Genomic DNA, 20,610 nt, shown 5'->3' on the forward strand with positions numbered 1-20,610 from the left:
AATGGGCCGCTGGGGCATCACGCTGCCGTTGACCGCAGTTCCGCTCGCCGAGCACCGCGACCTGGTCAGAGAACTGCCCGACCTCGGCTACACCGACGTGTGGACAGCCGAAACCGCGGGAACGGACGCGTTCACCCCGCTCGCGCTGGTCGCCGAGTGGGCGCCTGAACTGCGCCTCGGCACCGCGATCGCCCCGGTGTACACGCGCGGCCCCGGTCTGCTGGCCATGACCGCGGCCACCGTCGCCGAACTCGCGCCGGACCGGTTCGTGCTGGGTATCGGCACGTCGTCGCCGGTGATCGTGCGGGGCTGGAACGCGCAGGAGTTCACCGAACCGTACGCGCGTACTCGGGACACGTTGCGGTTCCTGCGTTCCGCGTTCGCCGGGGAGAAGGTCACCGAGCGCTACCCGACGTTCGAGATCTCGAAGTTCCGCCTCGAACGGCCGCCGCAGCCGCCGCCCCAGGTCATGCTCGCCGCGCTGCGGCCGGGCATGCTCCGGCTGGCGCGCAAGGAAGCCGACGGCGCGATCACCAACTGGCTCGCGCCGTCCGATGTCCCGAAGGTCAGGGCGGAGGTCGGTGACGGCTTCGAACTGGTCGCCAGGGTGTTCGTCTGCCCGACCGAGGACGTGGCCGCGGCTCGTGGCCTGGGCAGGCTGTTGATCTCCAGCTACCTGACCGTGCCCGTGTACGCGGCGTTCCACGACTGGCTCGGCCGTGGTGACGCGCTCAAACCCATGCACGACGCGTGGGCAGCAGGCGACCGGCAGCGGGCCAACGAGGTCATCCCGGACGAGGTGGTCGACGCGCTGATCGTGCACGGCAGTCCGGAGCGCTGCCGGGAGATCGTCGGCCAGTACGTCGAGTCCGGTCTGGACACCCCGGTGATCAACGTGCTGCCGACCGGCGAGGACCCGCGCAAGGTGGTCAGGGCACTGGCGCCGGAATGATCGAACCCTCGATCCAGACCGGCGTCGCACGGCTGTGCTTCCCGCGAGGGGTGCCCGGCGCGGTGATCACCAACGGGGGCACCGAGTCCACTCTGCTGGGGTTGTTGCTGGCCAAGAAGGACGCGGCGGGCGCGCCCGTGCGGGTGGTGTGCGCCCGCAGCGCGCGGCCGGGTGTCACCGCCGCTGCCGAGCAGTTGGAACTGCCGCCGCCGGTCGTGCTCGACTCGATCACGCAGGTCGCCGAGGCGCTCGCCGAACTGCGCGACGCCAGTGTGGTCGTGGCGTCGGCGGGCACGGCCGACACCGGGTCGATCGATCCGTTGCGGGACGTCGGCAGGGTGTGCCGCCGCCGGGGCAGCTGGTTACACGTGGATGCCGCGGGCGGGGGAGCGGCGCTGTTCAGCGATCGGTTGCGGCCCTTGCTCGACGGGCTCGACCTGGCCGACTCGGTGACTGTCGAACTGCCCGAACTGGGGGCTTCGACGGGTTTGCTCGCCGTACGCGACGTCGGCTCGTTGACCGGGGTGCGGATGATGGGTCACCCGGAGGTCGCCGCGGTGTTCCGCGCGTGCCGGACCGACATCGGGCCCGCTGCCGAACGGCGGTGTGACATGGCATCCGCGGTCGCCGAAGCGGTCGTGGCCCGGCCCGGTCTCACGTTGTGGGAACAGCCGGCGCTGGCGACTGTGGTGTTCCGCCCGGCGGACGCGCCGGACGAAGTGGTCGCCGACCTGGCTGGCGGCGGCCTCGAAGCGACCACTGTGGACGGTCGGACGTGGCTGCGGATCACCGTCACCGACCGGCCGTTGCGGGACTACCTGGCGCTGCTTGAGATGGATCACGTCAAGGTGATGCGAACGACCCCGAATGACCGATGAAACCGCGGACTTGATCACGTAATCTGACTTGTGTTTTAACGCAGTGTCCGGTCCGATCTAACTCTCTGTGAGGTACGGATGGCTCAGGAACAGGCGAACACACCCCCCGCGAGCGGCCTGCTGATCGGCGTCGAGCCGCTCACCACCGCCGTGGACCGTGGCAAGGCCAACGGTGCCGTGACCGACAACGACGGCAACGACTGAGTGGCCGGATCGTTCACCCTGGCTGACCTCGTGGCACCGCTCGAGGTCAGCCAGTTCCTCGGTTCGGTGCAAGGCCAGTCCCACCACCGGTTCCCCGGAACCGCAGGCCGGTTCTCCTCGTTGATGCCGTGGTCGACGCTCAACACGGTGCTCCGTCAGCACCGCCTCGACTTCCCCCGGCTACGGCTCGCCATGGACGGCGACGTCGTCCCCGCTCACACATACACCGAGATGGTGACGCCCAAGCGCGGCCCGCAGATCCCGAAGCTGCTGTCCGCGCCGCTCACCGAACACCTGCGCAACGGCGCCACCCTGGTGCTGGACGCCGTGCAGGAACTCGTCGACCCGGTGGCCGACCTGACCGCCCGGCTGGAACACGACCTGCGGGAACGCGTCCAGGTGAACCTGTACGCGGGCTGGGGCAAGACGCACGGCTTCGACGTGCACTGGGACGACCACGACGCGTTCATCCTGCAGATCTCCGGCCGCAAACGCTGGCGGATCCACGGCGCCACCCGGCCGTCACCGCTGCACCGGGACGTCGAGCCGCCGCCGCAGCCGCCCGCCGAGCCGATCGCGGAGTTCATGCTGGAGGACGGCGACGCGTTGTACGTGCCGCGCGGTCACTGGCACGACGTGTCCGCCATTGGCGAGGAGTCGCTGCACCTGACCATCGGGTTCAACCCGGCCACCGGGGTCGACCTGGTGAACTGGCTGGCTGACCAGTTGCGCGTGGACGAGCGGTTCCGCCGCGACCTGCCCCGTTTCGGCACGGAGTCGGCGCGGCACACGCACGCCGCCGAGCTCAAGGCCGGGATCGAGGCGCTGCTGACGCCGGACGTGGTCGACCGGTTCCTCACCGACCGTGACGCGCACGGCCCGGCGCACACCCGGATCGGCCTGCCGTGGGCGGCGACGTCGGACCTGTTGCCGCCTCAGGACACGGTCGCTGTTCAACTGCTGACCCCGCGGGCGGTCCTGCGGCACCAGGATTCGACAGTGACTCTTCTCGCAGCCGGTAGCAGGTTTACCTTCGCCGCCGCGGCGGGTCCGGTGCTGTCCGCCCTGCTCAGCGGGACTCCCACGGCGGTCGAGGCACTCGTGGAAATGGCCGAACCGACCCTCGATCGCGACACCGTCCGGGCACTCCTCGGCGAGTTGATCACCCAGGGGCTGCTCGCGGTGGCTTAGCCATGTAAGATTAGGCATGCCTAAGATAAGTTCGCAGCGCCAGGGGGTGGCGGTCGGATGACCGCGCAACTCTCCGGCGCCGCAGCTTCCGCGGGGAAGCTGCCGGGGTGCGCCGTCGTGGCGCGGATGCTCGGTGGCAGCCCGGCGGGCACAGCGGCCCACATGCGGGCCTGGCTGTTGATCGAGTATCCGGGTCCGTGGCCGTCGGACGCGCTGGAACTGGCGCTTGCCGAGGCGTTTCCCGGCGAACGCCACGACCATCTGGAAGCGGTGCGGGCCCGTGGCCTGCGTCCGCTGCTGATCCGCCAGCCCGGCAGGCACACCCGCGAGCCGAACCTGGCGGGCAGGCGTGTGTTCGTCGGCGGGACCTCCGGGCCGTCCGGCCACTGGATGGAGTCCTTCCGGATCAACGAGCTCAGCGACCTCGCCGACCTGGACCTCGACGCGATCGTCGACGGCAGGGGCGGGATCGGCAAGTCCTACCAGGGACCGATGTTCCTCGTCTGCACCCACGGCACCAAGGACATGTGCTGCGCGCTGCTCGGCAGGCCGCTGGCCAGTTCGCTCGGCGCGACGTACCCGGGCCGCGCGTGGGAGGTCAGCCACGTCGGTGGCGACCGGTGGGCGGGCAACCTCCTGGTCGTGCCGGACGGGTTCCTGCACGGACAACTCGATCCCGACGAGGCGCACACCGTCGTCAAGGCCGCGCTCGCCGGCCAGGTCGACCCCGAACACCTCCGTGGCCGGACAGCCGCAGAAACCCAATGGGCTCAGTACGCCGAGATCGCTCTGCGCCGGCACACCGGCTTGCGGGGCATCGACGACGTGGTCGCGGTTTCCGAACACCCGGTGGAAACCGACCTCGAGTCCGAGGCGCGCGTGGTCAAGGTCCGCGCGGGACGGCACCACTACGATGTCACGATTTCGCGGCGCGCCGTGATCGGCCGCGGCTCGAGCCGGTGCAACGCGATGGTCGCCCCCGGTGGTTACATCACCGAGAACATCACCCTGCTGGCAGTAGCCGACTGACGAGCGGACCCGCGAGGTTGGCGGCGGCCGCGCTGGACAGCGCGATGCCCCACCCGATCGGACCCAACGGTGTGCAGCCGAAGAACTGGCTGACGCCCGGCGTCTGAATCACCCCGCCGAGAACGGCCGCCGAACCGAACCCAGCCGCGAGCACGGTGCGGTCTGAGCCGCCTGTGATCACCGTCTGTCCAAGCTGGGTGGCCACGAGCGCCGCCAACGCGACTGTGCTCGCCCGGCGTTGCCGTCCGGTGAACCGTGCGGCGGTCCACGCCGCGCTCGCGCCCAGCGTCGTGGTGATCGCGCGGGACGTGATGTCACGGCCGAGTGCTGCGCCGAGTGACGCGCTCGGCCCTTCCCGCAGAAGGTCCGGCACCGCCTCGCTGTCCGGTCGGGACAGTGCGATGGCCAGTGCGGGCGCGAGGTCGGTGAGCAGGTTGACCAGCAGCAGTTGCCGCGCGGTCAGCGGTGACCGTCCAGTGAGGACCGAGCCGAGCACGCTGAACGCGATCTCGCCCGCGTTGCCACCGAGCAGGATGCCCAGTGCCTCCCGCACCGACGCCCACATCGCCCTGCCTTCGACCAGGGCGGCGATGATCGTTTCGAGCCGGTCGTCGGTCACCACGAGGTCGGCCGCGGCCTTCGCCGCCGGGGTTCCCCGCCGTCCCAGTGCGATGCCGACGTCGGCGAGCCGGATCGCGGGCGCGTCGTTGGCGCCGTCGCCGGTCATCGCCACCACCCGGCCCATCTTGCGGTACGCCTGGATGATCCGGACCTTCTGCGCCGGACTGCACCGGGCGATCACGTCCACTTCGGGCAACAGCTCGGCCAGTTCCTCGTCACCGAGGTCTTCGAGCTCGCCGCCGGTGACCACAGTGGAATCACTCGACCCGTTGACCTTGCTCGCGATCGCCTCACCGGTGGCCGGGTGGTCACCGGTGATCATCACGATCTGCACGCCCGCGTCCCGCAGTGCGGCAGCGGCGGGTGGCGCGCTGTCGCGGACCGGGTCGGTCAACGCCAGGAAGCCCAGCAGCTTCAGGTCCCGCACGCAGTCGTCGGTCACTTCGTCCGAGTCGACGGGCCTTTCGGCGACGGCGAGGACTCGATGCCCGGCGGCGGCCAGCTTCTCCGCGCGCCGCAGCATGCCTCGTTTGTTGCGGCACCGGGGGAGGATCACTTCCGGCGCGCCTTTGACGCTCAACACATGTCCGTGGCCGGTGTCCCCGACGGCCGCGTGGTAGCCGCGGGACGGCTCGAACGGCAGCGTGGAGACCTTCTTCCAGCCATTGGTCTGCACCTGCGCGTCGCGCGCGCCCTGCAAGACCGCGCGATCGGTTTGGTGCGCCAGGTCTTCCGGGTCGTCGGCGTGCGGGGTCGCTCGCATCGCCGCGGTCAGCACGTCCTGCTTCGACTTGCCCACCGCGTCGACCTGGCCGACGCTGAGCCTGCCCTCGGTAAGCGTTCCGGTCTTGTCGAAGCACAGCACGTCCACCCGGCCGAGTGCCTCGATCGTCCGCGGATTGCGCACCAGCGCGCCCTTGTCCGCCAACCGGCGGGCGGCGGCCAGTTGGGCGGCGTTGACCAGGAAGGGGAGCCCTTCCGGGACGGACGCGACCGCGAGGTTCACCGCGGCGCCGAGGCTTTCCCGCATCGGCACGCCGTGCAGCAGGCCCGCGCCGGACACAGCGGCAGCGGACCCGATCGCCACCGGCAGCGCGTGCTTGGTCAGTTCCGCGAGCCTGGCCTCGACGCCTGTGACCGGCGTGTCCTTGTGCGCGGCGGCCATGCTGCGGCCGACCTCGGTCGCGTCTCCCACCGCGACGACGACTGCTTTCGCGTGACCGGCCGCGATCGTCGTGCCCTCGTACAGCATCGACGTGCGCTCGGCCAGTTCCGCGACGACCGGGGCCGGGTTCTTGGCCACCGGCAGCGATTCGCCGGTCAGGGAGGACTCGTCGACCTCGAGGCCCGAGGCGTCGACCAGGCGGCAGTCGGCCGGGACGACGTCGCCCGCGTCGAGGTCGACGATGTCGCCCGGCGCCAGGTCGTCCGCGTCGATCGGTGTTCGCTGCCCGTCCCGGACCACGGTGGTGCGGACCGCGGACCGGGACAGCAGTTCGGCCAGCGACCGCTCGGTCTTGACCTGCTGCACCGCACCGATCAACGCGGACACACCGGTGATCCCGGCGACCAGTGCGGCGTCCGCCGGTGACCCGACCGCCGCCGACAGCGCCGCTCCACCTGCGAGTACCGGGGTGAGCGGATTGGCCAGTTCGGCCAGGAAGGCGCTGCCCAGGCTCGTGTTGGGCACGCTGTCCCGGGTGGACGTCCCGCGTCGCCGCCGCTCGGCCTCGCTCGCCGACAGGCCGTCCGGGTCGGACTGGACGGCTTTCAGCACCATGTCGACGGGCATCAGGTGCCACGGTCGTGCCGTGTCGGGAGGAGCGCTCTTGCCACGCACCTGCCGTGCCCGCCACACGCCGTCCACGAATGCCAGGGTCGCGCCGCCGTTCACCGCGCGCAGGCTGCTCTCCGCCGGGCTGGTTCGCCGGGAGTTCAACGACCCGACCGCGCCGATCCCGCTGGCCGCCTGCGCGAAACGGATGCCGTCCCGGTTGACCAGCCGCGCTGCCTGCGTGGCTTCCACGAGCATCACGACCGCGTCCAAGTCCGTGCCCACCAACAGATGTGCTCCCCACGGCGGGGGAGTGCCGTTGTCGTGCACGCCAATGCCGCAGTCCGCCGTGCCGAGGGCCTTGCGGTCACTGGAAACAACCATGACGACACGGTCCTCGCCCTGCAGTTGCCGGGTCGTGCCGATCGCGTTGTCGGTCACCGTGACCAGTTCCAGTCCGATGTCCCGTGCGGCTGTGGTGATCGCGTGCACGGCGGGCGACGGTTCCTTGCTCGCGGCCAATACCCCTTCCAAGTGGCCGCCGTGGGCCAGACCGAGAACCTTGCCCCGGGACTCCAGCTTCTTGCGCTGCCGTGCGCCTGTGCGGCCGTCCAGCCCGAGGTCGTCGACCGGTCCCAGCGACCACTCGCCGTTGTGCCGCACGGTGTCCGGGTCCGCCGGGTCGAACAGCTCGAACGCGCGCTCGACCAGGTCCGCGGGTTCGTTGCCCGGCAACGGGATCAGATCGTTGAGCAGCCACTTGTCCGAACTCAGCGACGACGTGTCCAGCACCAGGACGTCGACGCTGTCCAGCAGTCGCAACGCGGACCGGTCCATCACGAGCGTGCCGCGCCTGGCCAGCACCCGGCCGAGGTGCGCCGCGAACGCGGCCCTGCCGACCCCCACGGCCTTCGGCAGCGAGGCCAACGCCAGGCCCATGGCCCGTCGAGGTCCGGCGAACGGCAACGCGACGGCTCCCGCGGCGGCGCCTGTCACCAGTGCCCGGTGGGCGTAGCGTTCCGCCGGGCCTTCGGGGATCGGCCGCGGCCGTTCGGTCACGACGGGATCCGCGCCCGCGTCGTCGGGGCCGGTGATCAGCTTCGCCTCGGCTTCGCACCACGCGTCCTTGTGCGCCTTGGCTTCCCGGTACTGCTGCACGCGCTGTGCGGCGTCCAGCATGGTGCTCTCGCTGCGTGCGGAGAGGCCATGTGCGACCGCCGCGAGCATCGACGTGGCCGAGTCCGCGCGTTCGTGGCCGTTCATGTACTGGCCGAGCTTGGCCTTGAGCTTGGGGTGCATGTCGATCGCCGACATCAGACCGGCCACCTCGGCGGGCAGCGGTGCCCACGGGGAGATCTTCGTGATCGCCGAGAGCACCAGCCCGAACGCGTCCACCGCCAGCGTCTGCACCAGCCGCGTGCCGGTGGCGCCGTCGGCGGGGTGGTGCAGCTCGTCCTCGGCGATCCGCTCCTCGTCGCTGTCCGGTTCGGATTCGGCCCGCTCGACGACCTTGACCAGCTCGGCGGTCCGCACGTCCGCGTCGACCTGGACGATCGCCCTGGACGCGGGCGCGTTGACCTTCGCCCAGACCACGCCCGGCTGTTCGGCCAGCCGTTTCTCCACTCGCCGGGCCACCCTGGCCCCACTCGGTCCCTGCACACCGTGGACCTCGATGTGCACTCGCCCGGGACACGACCAGACAGCGCGCCTGGTGCGGTCGAGCAGGGCGCGAGCGACGCTGAACGGCGTGGGCACGGGAATACCGAGGAGCTTCATCCCCTGGGTTTTCCCAGGTGGTCGACACCCTAAAACAAGCACGCGTGCTTGATTTTGTCCCGGGGTCGTGCCACGGTGTGTGCTGTGAGCGGTGTCGACATCAGCGATCCCTTCCGCACGCCCGAACGCGAAGCGCTCAGGCAGACCGTGCGCCGGTTCATGGCGGCCGACGTGATCCCCCATCAGGATGACTGGGAACGCGCCGGTGAACTCCCGCGCGACCTGCACCGCAAGGCGGGTGAGCTGGGCCTGCTCGGGGTCGCGTTCCCCGAAGAAGCAGGCGGTGGTGGCGGCGACTACCTCGACGCGCTGACCATCGCCGAGGAACTGCTGTACGCCGGTGCCGCCGGTGGCCTGATCGCGTCCCTGCTGACCTGCGGGATCGCGGTGCCGCACATCATCTCCTCCGGCGACGCGGGACAGATCGAGCGCTGGGTCCGGCCGACGCTGGCCGGGGACATGATCGGGTCGCTCGCGGTGACCGAGCCGGGCGGCGGGTCCGACGTCGCCAACATCGCCACGACCGCCAAGCGGGACGGCGACGACTACATCGTCAACGGCGCCAAGACGTTCATCACCTCCGGCTGCCGGGCGGACTTCGTCACCACGGTCGTGCGGACCGGCGAACCGGGCGCACACGGCATCTCCTTGCTGGTCGTCGAGCGCGGCACCCCCGGTTTCACGGTCTCGCGACGGCTGGACAAGATGGGCTGGCTCTGCTCCGACACCGCCGAGCTGTCCTATGTGGATTGCCGGGTGCCCGCGGGCAACCTCGTCGGCGCGGAGAACACCGGGTTCATCCAGGTCGCGCAGCACTTCGTCACCGAACGGCTCTCGCTCGCGGTCCAGGCGTACGCCGCCGCACAGCGGGCATTGGACCTGACGCTGGACTGGGCGCGGCTGAGGGAGACCTTCGGTCGTCCGCTGATCTCCCGGCAGCTCGTGCAGCACACCCTGACCGACATGGCACGCAAGATCGACGTGGCCCGCACGTACACCCGCAGCATCGCGCTGCGGTACCTGGCGGGCGAAGACGTGATCGCCGAGGCCTGTTTCGCCAAGAACACCGCGGTCGAGACGGGCGAATGGGTGGTCGACAAGGCGGTACAGCTGCACGGCGGCATCGGCTACATGCGCGAGGCCGAGGTCGAGCGGCAGTACCGTGACATGCGGATCCTCGGGATCGGCGGTGGCACCACCGAAATCCTCACCGGCCTGGCCGCGAAACGATTGGGATACACCTGATGAGCTTTGTTGAGTCCGAAGAGCGGCTGGCACTGCGCAAGGCGGTGTCCGACCTGGGCAAGCGGTACGGCCACGACTACTACGTCAAGAAGGCGCGCGAAGGCGGGCACACCACCGAGCTGTGGCAGGAAGCGGGGAAACTCGGCTACCTCGGCGTGAACGTGCCGGAGGAGTTCGGCGGCGGTGGCGGCGGCATCGGTGACCTGGCGGCTGTCTGCGAGGAGCTGTCGGCGTCCGGGTGCCCGCTGTTGATGATGGTGGTGTCCCCGGCGATCTGCGCGACGATCATCGCCAGGTTCGGCACGGACGCGCAGAAGCAGGAGTGGCTGCCGCGGTTCGCCGACGGCAGCGTGGTGATGGCGTTCGGCATCACCGAGCCGGACGCGGGCTCGAACTCGCACAGGATCGTCACCACCGGCCGCCGGGACGGCGGTGACTGGGTGCTGTCCGGCCAGAAGGTGTTCATCTCCGGGGTCGACGGCGCCGACGCGGTGCTGATCGTGGGACGCACCGAGGACGCCAGGACCGGCAAGCTCAAGCCCGCGCTGTACATCGTGCCGACGGACGCGAAGGGTTTCACGTACCAGAAGATCGACATGGAGATGGTGTCGCCGGACCGCCAGTTCACGTTGTTCCTCGACGACGTGCGGCTGCCCGCCGACGCGCTCGTGGGCTCGGAGGACGCGGCGCTGGCGCAGCTGTTCGCCGGTCTGAACCCGGAGCGGATCATGGCCGCGTCTTTCTCCACAGGGATCGGCCGTCTCGCATTGGACAAGGCGACTGAGTACGCCAAGACCCGGAGTGTCTGGGGACAGCCGATCGGCGCCCATCAAGGTCTGTCGCACCCCTTGGCGGAGTCGCACATCAACATCGAGCTGGCCCGGTTGATGACGCAGAAGGCCGCCGCGCTCTACGACGCGGGCAACGACATGGCTGCCGGTGAGGCCGCCAACATGGCCAAATACGCTGCTGCCGAGGCCGCGGCGAAGGCTGCCGACCAGGCGTTGCACACGCACGGTGGCAACGGCATGGCCAGTGAGTTCGGTCTTGGGGGACTGGTGCTCGCCTCGAGGGTCGGCCGGATCGCGCCGGTCAGCCGTGAGATGATCCTGAACTTCGTCGCCCAGCACTCGCTGGGGTTGCCGAAGTCTTACTAGGAGCATTGCTGTGCGTCAGCCGCAACAGGACCGTAGTCGTGCCACTCGGCAGCGGCTGCTGGAGGCCGCCATCGAGGCGCTGGCCGAGCTGGGCTGGGCCGGGAGTACGGTCGCTGTTGTCGCTGAACGGGCTGGTGTGTCCCGGGGTGCTGCTCAGCACCACTTCCCGACCAGGGAGGATCTGTTCGCCGCTGCCGTCGAGTTCGTCGGTGACGCTCGGCGGTTGTGGACGCGGGAGCACAGCATCGACCTGCCGACCGGTCCGGAGCGGACTCGTGCGGTGGTGGATTTGATCGTGCGGTTGTACACGGGGCCGCTTTTTCGTGCGGCGTTGCACATGTGGGTCGCGGCGACGTCGGATCCGCAGTTGCGCGAGTCCGTCGTGACGCTCGAAGCCCACCTCGGGCGGGAGACGCACAAACTCGCGCTGGAACTGCTCGGCGTCGACGAGAGCACGCCGGGCGTCCGGGAGATCGTCCAGGCGACGCTGGACATGGCTCGTGGTCTGGGTTTGGCGAACCTGCTGACCGACGACAGCAAGCGGCGGGCGGGGATCATCGACCGGTGGGCCGAGATCCTCGACACCGCACTGCACAGTGCCGTCTCGAGCAGCGCGGTCCCGAACAGCGGGGTGAGGGCGTGATCGCGGCAAGGCGCCTTGCCGCGAGCGCTACCCGGCTCATGCCTGGGTGAGGCTCATCCGCTGCTTCTCGACGTCGACGTCCAGGATCTTCACCTGGACCTCGGTGCCTTCCGGCAGCTTGGCTCCGACCAGCAGGCCGTGGATCTCCGGCGCCAGTTCGACGAAGACGCCGAAGGGCATCTCGCTCACCACGTGTCCGGTCAGGACTGTGCCGTCGCGCTGTGCGGCGACGTACGGTGCGAAGGGTTCTGTCATGTTCTCACCTCCTCTCCCTTCACCAGGTCGTTCGACTGAGTGGGAGAGGGTGGCGGGCCTCTGGCCCGCCGGGTGGTCATGACAGGACCGGGGATCCCGTCTGTGCTTGGCTCTTGGCCGACCCGGTAGTCACGTCGGTGACATTAACACGTCCGCGTGCCGGTCGGCGACTCCCTGTTCTCCGTGTCACGGCTCCTACTCCGTCCGTGTCGGGGAACGAACCCGCCAGTGTGCATTTCCTGTTTGGACAGTTTATCGAATCGAGATCCGGCGTAATGTCCCCCGTGTGTCCAAACGGCACACGACGAAAGGATTGTGATCCGGGTGAGGATGAGGAGCCTTCTGCTGGCGGGAGTCGTTGCGGCGCTTGGCCTGCTGCCTGCCACTCCGGCCATGGCCGACGACCGCGAGGTGGTCGAGAACGGTGTCCGAGGGCTGTGTTTGGACAACAGCAACGAGAAAGTAGGCGACACCAAACAGATCCGAGTTCAAGTGTGGGGTTGCCACGGGAACGACAACCAGCGGTGGGATCTGGACAGGGACACCGGTGAGATCAAGCAAGGCGACCTCTGCCTGGACGGCTTCAGCAAGCGCGAGGGCGGCGACGTGGTGCTGTGGCCCTGCAACGGCAAGGAGCACCAGAAGTGGTGGCGGGACGGCAAGCGCTTCCGCAACGGTGCCAACCATGAACTGTGCCTGGACGCTGACGCCAGGGCTGATGTCGGCAACGGGACCAGGGTGCAGTTGTACTGGTGCCGTGGCGACGACCACGCGAACCAGCTCTGGTTCGTGCACGACTTGGACTGAGACATGACCCGCGCGCCAGAGCGTGACCTCTGAAGAATTCCGCCGTGTGACATCGTGAGTGTTGGGTCCGGTTCTTACCGGACCCAACACTCACGAGTCACGTGGTCATGCGCCCTTGGCGCCCTGCCACGCTTCCAGTTCGGTGTTCGCGAACCACGGCCCGCACGCTTCGCCGCCGCAGCTGCCGAGGTACGTTCCGTTCTGGTAGACGTCGCCTGTGCCGGAGTTGTAGCCGTAGGCGAACGGACCGCCGCTCGCCCCGCCGCCCATTCCGTTGCAGTCCCTCAGGGCCACGGTCCGTCCGTTGTCCCGGGTCTTCGGCCAGCCGTGGCACCAGACCGCGTAGTCCTTGTCGCCGGGCAGGCCGAGCAGGTACGTGTAGTCCGAGGTGGGATTGTGGTTGAACGCGACGCCGCTGGACCCCACGACGTTCTGGACGTGCCTGCCGTTCTGGGTGTTCAACACGACGAACGCCGTGTCGCCGTCGCCCAGCACGACCACGGCGAGCCGCCACGACCACCAGCCGTGTGGGGCGTTTCCCCTGTCGTACGCGGGGGCGAAGCGGTAGTTCTGGCCGTTGTCGTTGAACCCGCAGTGGCGTGCGGTGGCGATGGTGTCGCCGTTGTCGGACGCCACCACATTGGCGCTACAGATGTAGTTGCCGTCACCGATGGAGAAATACAGCCTGCCGATGGTTCCCCACACACTGGCCTGGACGCCCGCCTGCCCGGAACTGGGTCTCGTGCCGGGGATTCGCACGGGCTCGCCCTGCGTGCGCCGAGTGGTGGTACTCGCGTTGGTCTGTGCTTCGGGGGCGACATATGGCTTGGCCGAAGCGATCCGCTCCGGCGTCCAGTAGCTGTCGACCTGCGTCGTGCTCTGCCCAGCAGCGACGACCTTGGTGCCGGTGGAAGGTGAGGCTGCGGTGGCACCCGTGACGGGGACGACGGTCGCCGCGACTGCGAGCCCCACAAGCGCCCCTGCCCTCAGGAACTTCAGCATAGGATCTCCTACTTGCTGTCGGGATTACGCGACACCAAGCAAGACATAACGCTGACATCGGCATCAACGCCCCAGCGGAGACCTTGCCCGAATCTCCCTCTGCGGTTGCACCAAGGTGTTACGCCGATCGGGGAAAACCCGGAATGTCACCGCATCAGGGTGATCGGCAAACCATCCGACGGTGCCGGGAGAGCTGTTGTGTCCCAACGGACTTCGTAGTCCTCCGGGACCGACAACCGGTAGTTCGCCAGCAGTTGGTGCAGCAGCGTCTTCACTTCCAGCATGCCGAAGTGCAGCCCGATGCACTTGTGCGCCCCGCCGCCGAAGGGCAGCCAGGCGTAACGGTGGACCTTGTCCTCACGTCGTTGCTCGCTGAAGCGTTCCGGGTCGAACCGGGTCGGGTTCGGCCACAGTTCCGGGAGCATCTGCGTCACCCATGGGGTCAACGAGATCATTGTGTTCGCTGGGATGTAGTGGCCGAGGATCTCGGTGTCCCGCACGGTTTTGCGGGCCAACGAGGGGACCGGGGCGACCAGCCGCAGCGACTCCTTGATCACCATGTCCAGGTCTGTCAGGCTTTCCAGCGCGTCGATGTCCAGCGGGCCGGGGCCTGCCTCGACGCATTCCGCGCGGACGCGGTCCTGCCATTCCGGGTGCTTGGCCAGGTAGTAGGTGGCTGTTGTCGTCGTGATGGTGGTCGTGTCGTGCGCTGCCATCATCAGGAAGATCATGTGGTTGACGACGTCGTCGTCGCTGAACGCCGAACCTTCGTCGGTCCGGGCGTGGCACAGACCCGCGAACAGGTCGTCGGAGTCGCCTGCCCGCTTGGCCGGGATCGTGCGGCGGAAGAAGTCCTCGAGGACCTGCCTGCCCCGGAGTCCCGCTTTCCAGCGGCCGCCGGGAACCGGGAAGCGGATCAGGGACGTTCCCGCTCGCACGGTGTCGACGAACGCCTTGTTCAGCGCGTCCTTCTCCTTGCCGAGCGCCGCGGCCATGAACACGCTGCCCGCGATGTCCAACGTGAGCCGCTTCAGCGCCGGGTACATCAGCAGCCTGCCGGGCTGCCACGATTTCACGCCGCCTGCCGCCGCCGCGGCCACGTGACCGAGGTAGCCGGTCAGCCGTTGCCGGGTGAACGCCTGCTGCATCAGCCTGCGGTGGAACATGTGCTCGTCGAAGTCCAGCAGCATCAGGCCGCGGCGGAAGAACGGCCCGATGAAGTACTCCCAGCCCCGCTGGGAGAAGACCTTGTCCTTGTTGGTCATCACGACCTGGGTCGCGTCGCCGCCCGTGACCATGACCATCCGCACGCCGAACACGTTCATCCAGGAAACCGGGCCGTACGTCTCGTAGCGCTTCAGCCCGAAGTCCAGGCCGAGCCGCAACGCTTCAAGCGAGTGCCCGACCAGCGGTATCCCGCCGTCGCCCGGCACAGCTGTCAGGCTGGAACCGTGCGGTGTGTCCGTCAACTCGCTGCTACGCCAGCGCTTGTTCAGCAGCCACTCGTCAAACCTCGTCGCGCCGGGCACGTGCGTCGTTGTCACTGCCAGCCTCCGCTGCTTGGTCCAGTACGGCCATCGCAAGCCCGGTCAGCTCGGTCACCAGGCCTGGCCGGGTGGTGATCCTCGGTGTTCTGGTCAGGTCGTTGACGATGGTCAGCGCCGCGTGCACGGCGATCCGAGCTTCCGGCTCGGGCAGTTCCGGCGCAACGGTTCGCAGCAACGTCACCCATTCGGCGACGTACGCGCGTTGCACGCGGACCAGTTCCTTGCGGTCGCGGTCGGGGACGTTGCCGAGCTCGCCCGCGAACACCGAGAACAGGTCGTCCGACCGGGACACGATGTCCACATAGGAGCCGACCAGGTCGGTCAGCGCCTCGTGCGGTGTGGCCGCGTTGGCGATCACCCGCCGCGCGTCCGTGTGCAACCGGTCCGCCATCCGGTAACCCGCCGCCACCAGCAGTTCCGCTTTGCCGCCGAAGTGCCGGTAGATGCTCGGTCCGGCGATTCCCGCGGCCGCGCCGATGTCCTCCATGCTCACGTCGCGGTAGCCGCGCTCACGGAACAGCTGCGTGGCCACGGTGAGCAGTTCCTCCCGCCGGGACACCGGAGCGGCCGGGCGTTGCCAGTCCGGCTGCGCCGACGCCTGCGTGGCCGGGACCGTGCTGCGCAGCACCGCGCAGGCGAGGCGGCCGAGCAGTTGCTCGAATCTGCGCTTGGGCAGCGACACGTGGTGGTCGGCGACGCTGCCGAACACGCTCAGCGCCGCCCAGCTCAGCAGCTCGGCGTCGGCGAGCGGCAACTCGCGCCGGGCGTCGCGCAGCGTCGTGATCCAGTCGCCCATCAGCTCCGCGCCGCGTTTGCGGATCTTGACCTGGTCGGCTTTGTCCAGGTAGCGGCCCTGCCAGCGCCACAGCGCGGTGATCTCCCGGCGTTCCACGGCCAGCGCGGAGACCGTCTCGACCAGCGCGTGCAGCGGCTTGTCCTGGGCAAGCGCCTGGTCGGTGGCCAGGCCGAACCGGTCGAGACCGGTCAGCAGCACGTGCGCCAGGACGTCCTGCTTGCCGCGGAAGTGCCGGTAGACGGCCGGGCCTGTCACCCCGGCCGCCGCGGCGATGTCGTTGACGCTCACCCCGTGGTAGCCGCGCCTGCGGAACAGCTCGGCGGCAGCGTCGGTCAGCTGCGCCCTGCGGTTTCGCGGTCGGCTGTTCACGGCGGGAGTGACCTCCGTCTCGTAATCGGTCCATAACAAAGCTAGATCAGGGTCATGTGCTTGACAAGCAGCGGATTCGTTCCATTATGTGAATGAGCATTAGCCACACCAGTGCGGGTGAGAGGAACTTCGGCGTGAGCACAGAAGCGTTCATCTACGAGGCGATCCGAACGCCTCGCGGTCGGGGGAAGAAGACCGGCTCACTGCACGGGGTCAAGCCGATCTCGCTGGTGACCGGGCTGATCGACGAGCTGCGCACCCGGCACCCGAACCTGGACACCGACCGGGTCAGCGACCTGATCCTCGGTGTCGTGTCGCCGGTCGGCGACCAGGGCGCCGTGATCCCGCGCACCGCCGCGATCGCCGCGGGCCTGCCGGACAACGTCGCCGGCGTGCAGGTCAACCGGTTCTGCGCCTCCGGCCTCGAAGCGGTCAACCAGGCCGCGCAGAAGGTCCGGTCCGGCTGGGACGAGCTGATCATCGCCGGTGGCGTCGAGTCGATGTCGCGCGTGCCGATGGGCTCGGACGGCGGCGCGTGGGCGATGGACCCGGAGACCAGCTACGAGACCTACTTCGTGCCGCAGGGCATCGGCGCGGACCTGATCGCCACCATCGAGGGTTTCTCGCGTGACGACGTCGACTCGTACGCGTTGCGCTCGCAGGAACTCGCGGCCAAGGCATGGGCGGGCGGTTACTTCGCCAAGTCCGTCGTGCCGGTCAAGGACCGCAACGGCGTCGTCCTGCTGGACCACGACGAGCACATGCGCCCGGACACCACCCGCGAGGGCCTGGCCAAGCTGAACCCGTCCTTCGAGGGCATCGGTGAGATGGGCGGCTTCGACGCGGTGGCGCTGCAGAAGTACCACTGGGTCGAGAAGATCAACCACGTGCACCACGCGGGCAACTCGTCCGGCATCGTCGACGGTGCCGCACTGCTGCTGGTCGGCAACGAGCAGGTCGGCAAGGACCTCGGCCTGACCCCGCGGGCCCGGATCGTGGCCACCGCGGTCACCGGCTCGGACCCGACGATCATGCTGACCGGCCCGACACCGGCCACGCAGAAGCTGCTGAAGACCGCCGGTCTCGGCGTCGAGGACATCGACCTGTTCGAGCTGAACGAGGCGTTCGCGTCGGTCGTGCTGAAGTTCCAGAAGGACCTGGCCATCCCGGACGAGAAGCTGAACGTCAACGGTGGCGCGATCGCGATGGGCCACCCGCTCGGCGCGACCGGCGCCATGATCACCGGCACCATGGTCGACGAGTTGGAACGCCGCGAAGCCCGCCGGGCCGTGGTCACCCTGTGCATCGGTGGCGGCATGGGCCTGGCCACCCTGATCGAGCGCGTCTGAGGAGCGGCGAACCGATGACCGAGAACATGATTCGCTGGGAGCAGGACGCGGACGGCATCGTCACGCTGACGATGGACGACCCGAACCAGTCGGCGAACACGATGAACGACACGTACTTCCGGTCGATGCACGAGACGATCGACCGGCTGTACGCCGAGCAGGACAAGGTCACCGGCGTGATCATCACGTCGGCGAAGAAGACCTTCTTCGCCGGTGGCGACCTGAAGCTGATGAGCAAGTCCACCAAGGCCGACGCGGCCGAGATCACCGAGCGCGTCAACGGCGGCAAGGCCGACCTGCGCAGGCTGGAGCTGCTGCCCAAACCGGTGGTCGCGGCCATCAACGGTGCCGCGCTCGGCGGTGGCCTGGAGATCGCGCTGGCGTGCAAGTACCGGATCGCGTTGGACGCCAAGGGAAGCCAGATCGGCCTGCCCGAGGTCACGCTGGGCCTGCTGCCCGGTGGTGGCGGTGTCGTGCGGACCGTGCGGTTGCTGGGTATCCAGGGCGCGCTGCTGAACGTCCTGCTGCAGGGCCAGCGCAACAAGCCCGCCAAGGCCAAGGAGATCGGCCTGGTGCACGAGGTCGTGGCCACGCCGGACGAGATGATCGCGAACGCCAAGACCTGGATCAAGGCCAACCCGGAGGCCGTGCAGCCGTGGGAGGTCAAGGGCTACAAGATCCCCGGTGGCACGCCGTCGAACCCGTCGTTCGCCGCGAACCTGCCCGCGTTCCCGTCGAACCTGCGCAAGCAGCTCAAGGGCGCGAACATGCCCGCGCCGCGCAACATCATGGCCGCGGCGGTCGAAGGCTCCCAGGTGGACTTCGACACCGCGTCGCTGATCGAGACGCGCTACTTCGTCGACCTGCTGACCGGCCAGGTGGCGAAGAACATGATCAAGGCGTTCTTCTTCGACCTGCAGCACATCAACTCCGGCGGCTCCCGCCCGGACGGCTACGAGAAGTACACCGCGCGCAAGGCCCTCGTGCTCGGCGCGGGCATGATGGGCGCGGGCATCGCGTACTCCTGTGCCCGCTCAGGGATCGACGTCGTGCTCAAGGACGTTTCCCTTGAGGCGGCGCAGAAGGGCAAGGCCTACTCGGAGAAGATCCTCGCCAAGGCCGTCTCCCGCGGCAAGCTCACGCAGGAGAAGGCCGACGAGGTGCTGGCCAGGATCACCCCGACCGAGAAGCCCGAGGACGCGGCGGGCGCGGACCTGGTGATCGAGGCGGTCTTCGAGGACCCGTCGCTCAAGCACAAGGTGTTCCAGGAGATCGAGGGCTTCGTGGCGCCGGACGCGCTGCTCGGCTCGAACACCTCCACGCTGCCGATCACGGGACTGTCCGAGGGCGTGCAGCGCCAGGAGGACTTCATCGGCCTGCACTTCTTCTCGCCGGTGGACAAGATGCCGCTGCTGGAGATCATCCGGGGCGCGAGGACGAGCGACGCGGCGCTGGCCAAGGCGATCGACGTGGCGCAGCAGATCAAGAAGACCCCGATCGTGGTGAACGACAGCCGCGGGTTCTTCACCAGCCGCGTGATCGGCACGTTCATCAACGAAGCGGTGGCCATGGTCGGCGAAGGCCTCGCGGTGCCGTCGATCGAGCAGGCGGGCAGCCAGGCCGGGTACCCGGCCCCGCCGCTGCAACTGCTGGACGAGCTGACCCTGACCCTGCCCCGCAAGATCCGCGAGGAGACGAAGGCAGGCATCGAGGCAGCGGGCGGAACCTGGGTGACGCACCCGTCGGAGGCCGTGATCGACAAGCTGGTCCTGGAATACGAGCGCAAGGGCCGTTCGACAGGAGCCGGTTTCTACGACTACACCGACGGCAAGCGCACAGGTCTGTGGCCAGGCTTGGCTGAGGCCTTCGGCTCGGGCTCGAAGGAAATCCCCTTCGAGGACATGAAGGAGCGGATGCTCTTCGCCGAGGCGCTGGAGACGGTGAAGTGCTTCGACGAGGGTGTGCTGACCTCGATCCCGGACGCCAACATCGGCTCCATCATGGGCATCGGCTTCCCGCCGTGGACCGGTGGCGTGATCCAGTACATCAACGGCTACCCCGGCGGCCTGAAGGGTTTCGTCGCCAGGTCCCGTGAGCTGGCCTCGCGCTACGGCGCCCACTTTGAGCCCCCGGCCTCCCTGGTCGAGAAGGCCGAGAAGGGCGAGATCTTCGAGTAGGCCTGGTTTTGACCACCGCCCCGGCGTCACTTCTCGTGACGCCGGGGCGGTTTTGTTGGTAGCACGTGTCGGCGCCATGATCAATCAGGCGGTCGTCGCTCGAATGATCATTTGTCGGGCGCCGTCAGCGGAGTTGTCGCATGGCCCACCCGTCTCGGGCATCATGACCGGACATTTCCATTCGGCGGACAGCATGCGGGACAGGGGGAGGCACTGTGCCTGATATCCACGCGGACCCGAAAGAACTGCGCCTTGCGGCTCAGGAGCACAGGGGAAATGCGCTTGCTCGGTTCGAAGGTCAACTTGAGAGCTACGAAACCGCAAGGATATCGCGAACGCCGTCATCGGTTCCCTGATCGCGCTGCCGTTCGCCGCGACCGCTGGACTCGCGGGCGCAGCGGGTGCCACGATCGTGGGAGTTATCAGCTCGCTGGTCGGCGGCGAAATAGTCGAGGAGGTCAAAGAGTCAGTCGAAGTGGAACGCGCCGACTGGCTTCGGGTTCCCCCTGGTCTGTGGACCGCCAATCGGCCTCACTGGCGTGAGGTGGTAGATCCGTTGGTCGGCGCGTTCAACCGGTTCGGCAACGAGCTCGTCGAGGTGCTCGATGTCGGCAGCGAGAAAGGGATAGCGCAGAATGTCCTGGGTGATCTGCGCGGCGTTGTGAACGAAACTACCCAAGGCGCGCCGATCCCGCGATCCCCGAACGAGCCTGGTAGCGTCATTCTGGACAGCCATTTTCGTTGTGACGGAAGCAGTGGCTGCGGTCTGTGCCTTGAGAAGGTCAAGGCATACGAAGATGCTGGAATCGATGCCGGATTGGAACCAGGAAAGGATTGA

General features: G+C 68.4%; 17 protein-coding genes. 12 read left to right on the plus strand and 5 right to left on the minus strand.

Annotated features, from left to right (window positions below):
• Position 1 precedes the first annotated feature (1 nt).
• The 5 genes from ALI144C_RS27140 to ALI144C_RS27155 all read left to right on the plus strand — a co-directional run bounded on the left by ALI144C_RS27140 (position 2) and on the right by ALI144C_RS27155 (position 4,254).
• Positions 2-952: an LLM class F420-dependent oxidoreductase gene (locus tag ALI144C_RS27140; RefSeq protein ID WP_076989970.1), complete on the plus strand. Its 951-nt coding sequence runs from the start codon at positions 2-4 to the stop codon at positions 950-952.
• Entirely contained in the window at positions 949-1,830 is an 882-nt protein-coding gene (locus ALI144C_RS27145) for a pyridoxal-dependent decarboxylase (RefSeq protein ID WP_076989971.1), read from the plus strand. The genes ALI144C_RS27140 and ALI144C_RS27145 overlap by 4 nt, the downstream gene beginning before the upstream one ends.
• Before the next feature lie 78 nt (positions 1,831-1,908).
• Positions 1,909-2,034, plus strand: coding sequence for a hypothetical protein (locus ALI144C_RS58495; protein WP_255356715.1), 126 nt, complete (start codon positions 1,909-1,911; stop codon positions 2,032-2,034).
• A gap of 30 nt (positions 2,035-2,064) precedes the next feature.
• Positions 2,065-3,225 carry a cupin domain-containing protein gene (locus ALI144C_RS27150; RefSeq protein ID WP_237774326.1) on the plus strand — a complete coding sequence of 387 codons (1,161 nt, stop codon included), beginning with the start codon at positions 2,065-2,067 and terminating at the stop codon, positions 3,223-3,225.
• Positions 3,226-3,282: 57 nt separating this feature from the next.
• On the plus strand, positions 3,283-4,254 hold the full coding sequence (locus tag ALI144C_RS27155) for a sucrase ferredoxin (protein WP_076989973.1): 972 nt from the start codon (positions 3,283-3,285) through the stop codon (positions 4,252-4,254).
• Here the strand turns inward: ALI144C_RS27155 and ALI144C_RS27160 are convergent.
• Positions 4,229-8,425: an HAD-IC family P-type ATPase gene (locus ALI144C_RS27160; protein WP_076989974.1), complete on the minus strand. Its 4,197-nt coding sequence runs from the start codon at positions 8,423-8,425 to the stop codon at positions 4,229-4,231. The two genes, ALI144C_RS27155 and ALI144C_RS27160, sit on opposite strands and share 26 nt — an antisense overlap.
• 99 nt (positions 8,426-8,524) lie before the next feature.
• On the opposite strand from ALI144C_RS27160, the gene ALI144C_RS27165 reads away from it, so the two are divergent.
• Genes ALI144C_RS27165 through ALI144C_RS27175 form a run of 3 tightly spaced genes read left to right on the plus strand, consistent with a single transcriptional unit; the run spans position 8,525 to position 11,470 of the window.
• A complete protein-coding gene (locus tag ALI144C_RS27165; protein ID WP_076990088.1) occupies positions 8,525-9,670 on the plus strand; it encodes an acyl-CoA dehydrogenase family protein in 1,146 nt (381 codons plus the stop codon).
• Complete coding sequence (locus tag ALI144C_RS27170; protein ID WP_076989975.1) at positions 9,670-10,827, plus strand: acyl-CoA dehydrogenase family protein; 1,158 nt, start codon at positions 9,670-9,672, stop codon at positions 10,825-10,827. The genes ALI144C_RS27165 and ALI144C_RS27170 overlap by 1 nt, the downstream gene beginning before the upstream one ends.
• 10 nt (positions 10,828-10,837) lie before the next feature.
• Complete coding sequence (locus ALI144C_RS27175; protein WP_202819066.1) at positions 10,838-11,470, plus strand: TetR/AcrR family transcriptional regulator; 633 nt, start codon at positions 10,838-10,840, stop codon at positions 11,468-11,470.
• Between the two features lie 36 nt (positions 11,471-11,506).
• Here ALI144C_RS27175 and ALI144C_RS27180 read toward each other — a convergent pair whose 3' ends face one another.
• Positions 11,507-11,725: a S1 RNA-binding domain-containing protein gene (locus tag ALI144C_RS27180; RefSeq protein ID WP_076989977.1), complete on the minus strand. Its 219-nt coding sequence runs from the start codon at positions 11,723-11,725 to the stop codon at positions 11,507-11,509.
• A gap of 330 nt (positions 11,726-12,055) precedes the next feature.
• On the opposite strand from ALI144C_RS27180, the gene ALI144C_RS27185 reads away from it, so the two are divergent.
• Positions 12,056-12,532 carry an RICIN domain-containing protein gene (locus tag ALI144C_RS27185; RefSeq protein ID WP_143230889.1) on the plus strand — a complete coding sequence of 159 codons (477 nt, stop codon included), beginning with the start codon at positions 12,056-12,058 and terminating at the stop codon, positions 12,530-12,532.
• Positions 12,533-12,637: 105 nt separating this feature from the next.
• On the opposite strand, the gene ALI144C_RS27190 is transcribed toward ALI144C_RS27185, so the two are convergent.
• The 3 genes from ALI144C_RS27190 to ALI144C_RS27200 all read right to left on the minus strand — a co-directional run bounded on the left by ALI144C_RS27190 (position 12,638) and on the right by ALI144C_RS27200 (position 16,246).
• Positions 12,638-13,534 carry a hypothetical protein gene (locus ALI144C_RS27190; RefSeq protein ID WP_076989979.1) on the minus strand — a complete coding sequence of 299 codons (897 nt, stop codon included), beginning with the start codon at positions 13,532-13,534 and terminating at the stop codon, positions 12,638-12,640.
• A 146-nt stretch (positions 13,535-13,680) separates the two neighbouring features.
• Entirely contained in the window at positions 13,681-15,078 is a 1,398-nt protein-coding gene (locus ALI144C_RS27195) for a cytochrome P450 (RefSeq protein WP_237774327.1), read from the minus strand.
• Positions 15,041-16,246, minus strand: coding sequence for a TetR/AcrR family transcriptional regulator (locus ALI144C_RS27200; RefSeq protein WP_076989981.1), 1,206 nt, complete (start codon positions 16,244-16,246; stop codon positions 15,041-15,043). The genes ALI144C_RS27195 and ALI144C_RS27200 overlap by 38 nt, the downstream gene beginning before the upstream one ends.
• A gap of 134 nt (positions 16,247-16,380) precedes the next feature.
• Between ALI144C_RS27200 and ALI144C_RS27205 the strand changes: the two genes are divergently transcribed.
• From ALI144C_RS27205 to ALI144C_RS54685, 3 genes are all read left to right on the plus strand, one after another.
• Positions 16,381-17,595, plus strand: coding sequence for an acetyl-CoA C-acetyltransferase (locus ALI144C_RS27205; protein WP_076989982.1), 1,215 nt, complete (start codon positions 16,381-16,383; stop codon positions 17,593-17,595).
• A gap of 14 nt (positions 17,596-17,609) precedes the next feature.
• Complete coding sequence (locus tag ALI144C_RS27210; protein ID WP_076989983.1) at positions 17,610-19,772, plus strand: 3-hydroxyacyl-CoA dehydrogenase NAD-binding domain-containing protein; 2,163 nt, start codon at positions 17,610-17,612, stop codon at positions 19,770-19,772.
• A gap of 412 nt (positions 19,773-20,184) precedes the next feature.
• Positions 20,185-20,610, plus strand: a complete 426-nt coding sequence (locus ALI144C_RS54685; RefSeq protein WP_143230891.1) for a hypothetical protein — start codon at positions 20,185-20,187, stop codon at positions 20,608-20,610.

Source organism: Actinosynnema sp. ALI-1.44 (genome assembly GCF_001984155.1).
In the GTDB taxonomy this organism is placed as follows: Bacteria; Actinomycetota; Actinomycetes; order Mycobacteriales; family Pseudonocardiaceae; genus Kibdelosporangium.

What these genes read in the sequence shown, in the direction of transcription:
- ALI144C_RS58495 (WP_255356715.1), top strand. Translation starts at nt 1,909, where the DNA reads ATGGCTCAGGAACAGGCGAACACACCCCCCGCGAGCGGCCTGCTGATC.
- ALI144C_RS27155 (WP_076989973.1), top strand. Translation starts at nt 3,283, where the DNA reads ATGACCGCGCAACTCTCCGGCGCCGCAGCTTCCGCGGGGAAGCTGCCG.
- ALI144C_RS27170 (WP_076989975.1), top strand. Translation starts at nt 9,670, where the DNA reads ATGAGCTTTGTTGAGTCCGAAGAGCGGCTGGCACTGCGCAAGGCGGTG.
- ALI144C_RS27160 (WP_076989974.1), bottom strand. Translation starts at nt 8,425, where the DNA reads ATGAAGCTCCTCGGTATTCCCGTGCCCACGCCGTTCAGCGTCGCTCGC.
- ALI144C_RS27145 (WP_076989971.1), top strand. Translation starts at nt 949, where the DNA reads ATGATCGAACCCTCGATCCAGACCGGCGTCGCACGGCTGTGCTTCCCG.
- ALI144C_RS27180 (WP_076989977.1), bottom strand. Translation starts at nt 11,725, where the DNA reads ATGACAGAACCCTTCGCACCGTACGTCGCCGCACAGCGCGACGGCACA.
- ALI144C_RS27190 (WP_076989979.1), bottom strand. Translation starts at nt 13,534, where the DNA reads ATGCTGAAGTTCCTGAGGGCAGGGGCGCTTGTGGGGCTCGCAGTCGCG.
- ALI144C_RS27210 (WP_076989983.1), top strand. Translation starts at nt 17,610, where the DNA reads ATGACCGAGAACATGATTCGCTGGGAGCAGGACGCGGACGGCATCGTC.
- ALI144C_RS27140 (WP_076989970.1), top strand. Translation starts at nt 2, where the DNA reads ATGGGCCGCTGGGGCATCACGCTGCCGTTGACCGCAGTTCCGCTCGCC.
- ALI144C_RS27185 (WP_143230889.1), top strand. Translation starts at nt 12,056, where the DNA reads ATGAGGAGCCTTCTGCTGGCGGGAGTCGTTGCGGCGCTTGGCCTGCTG.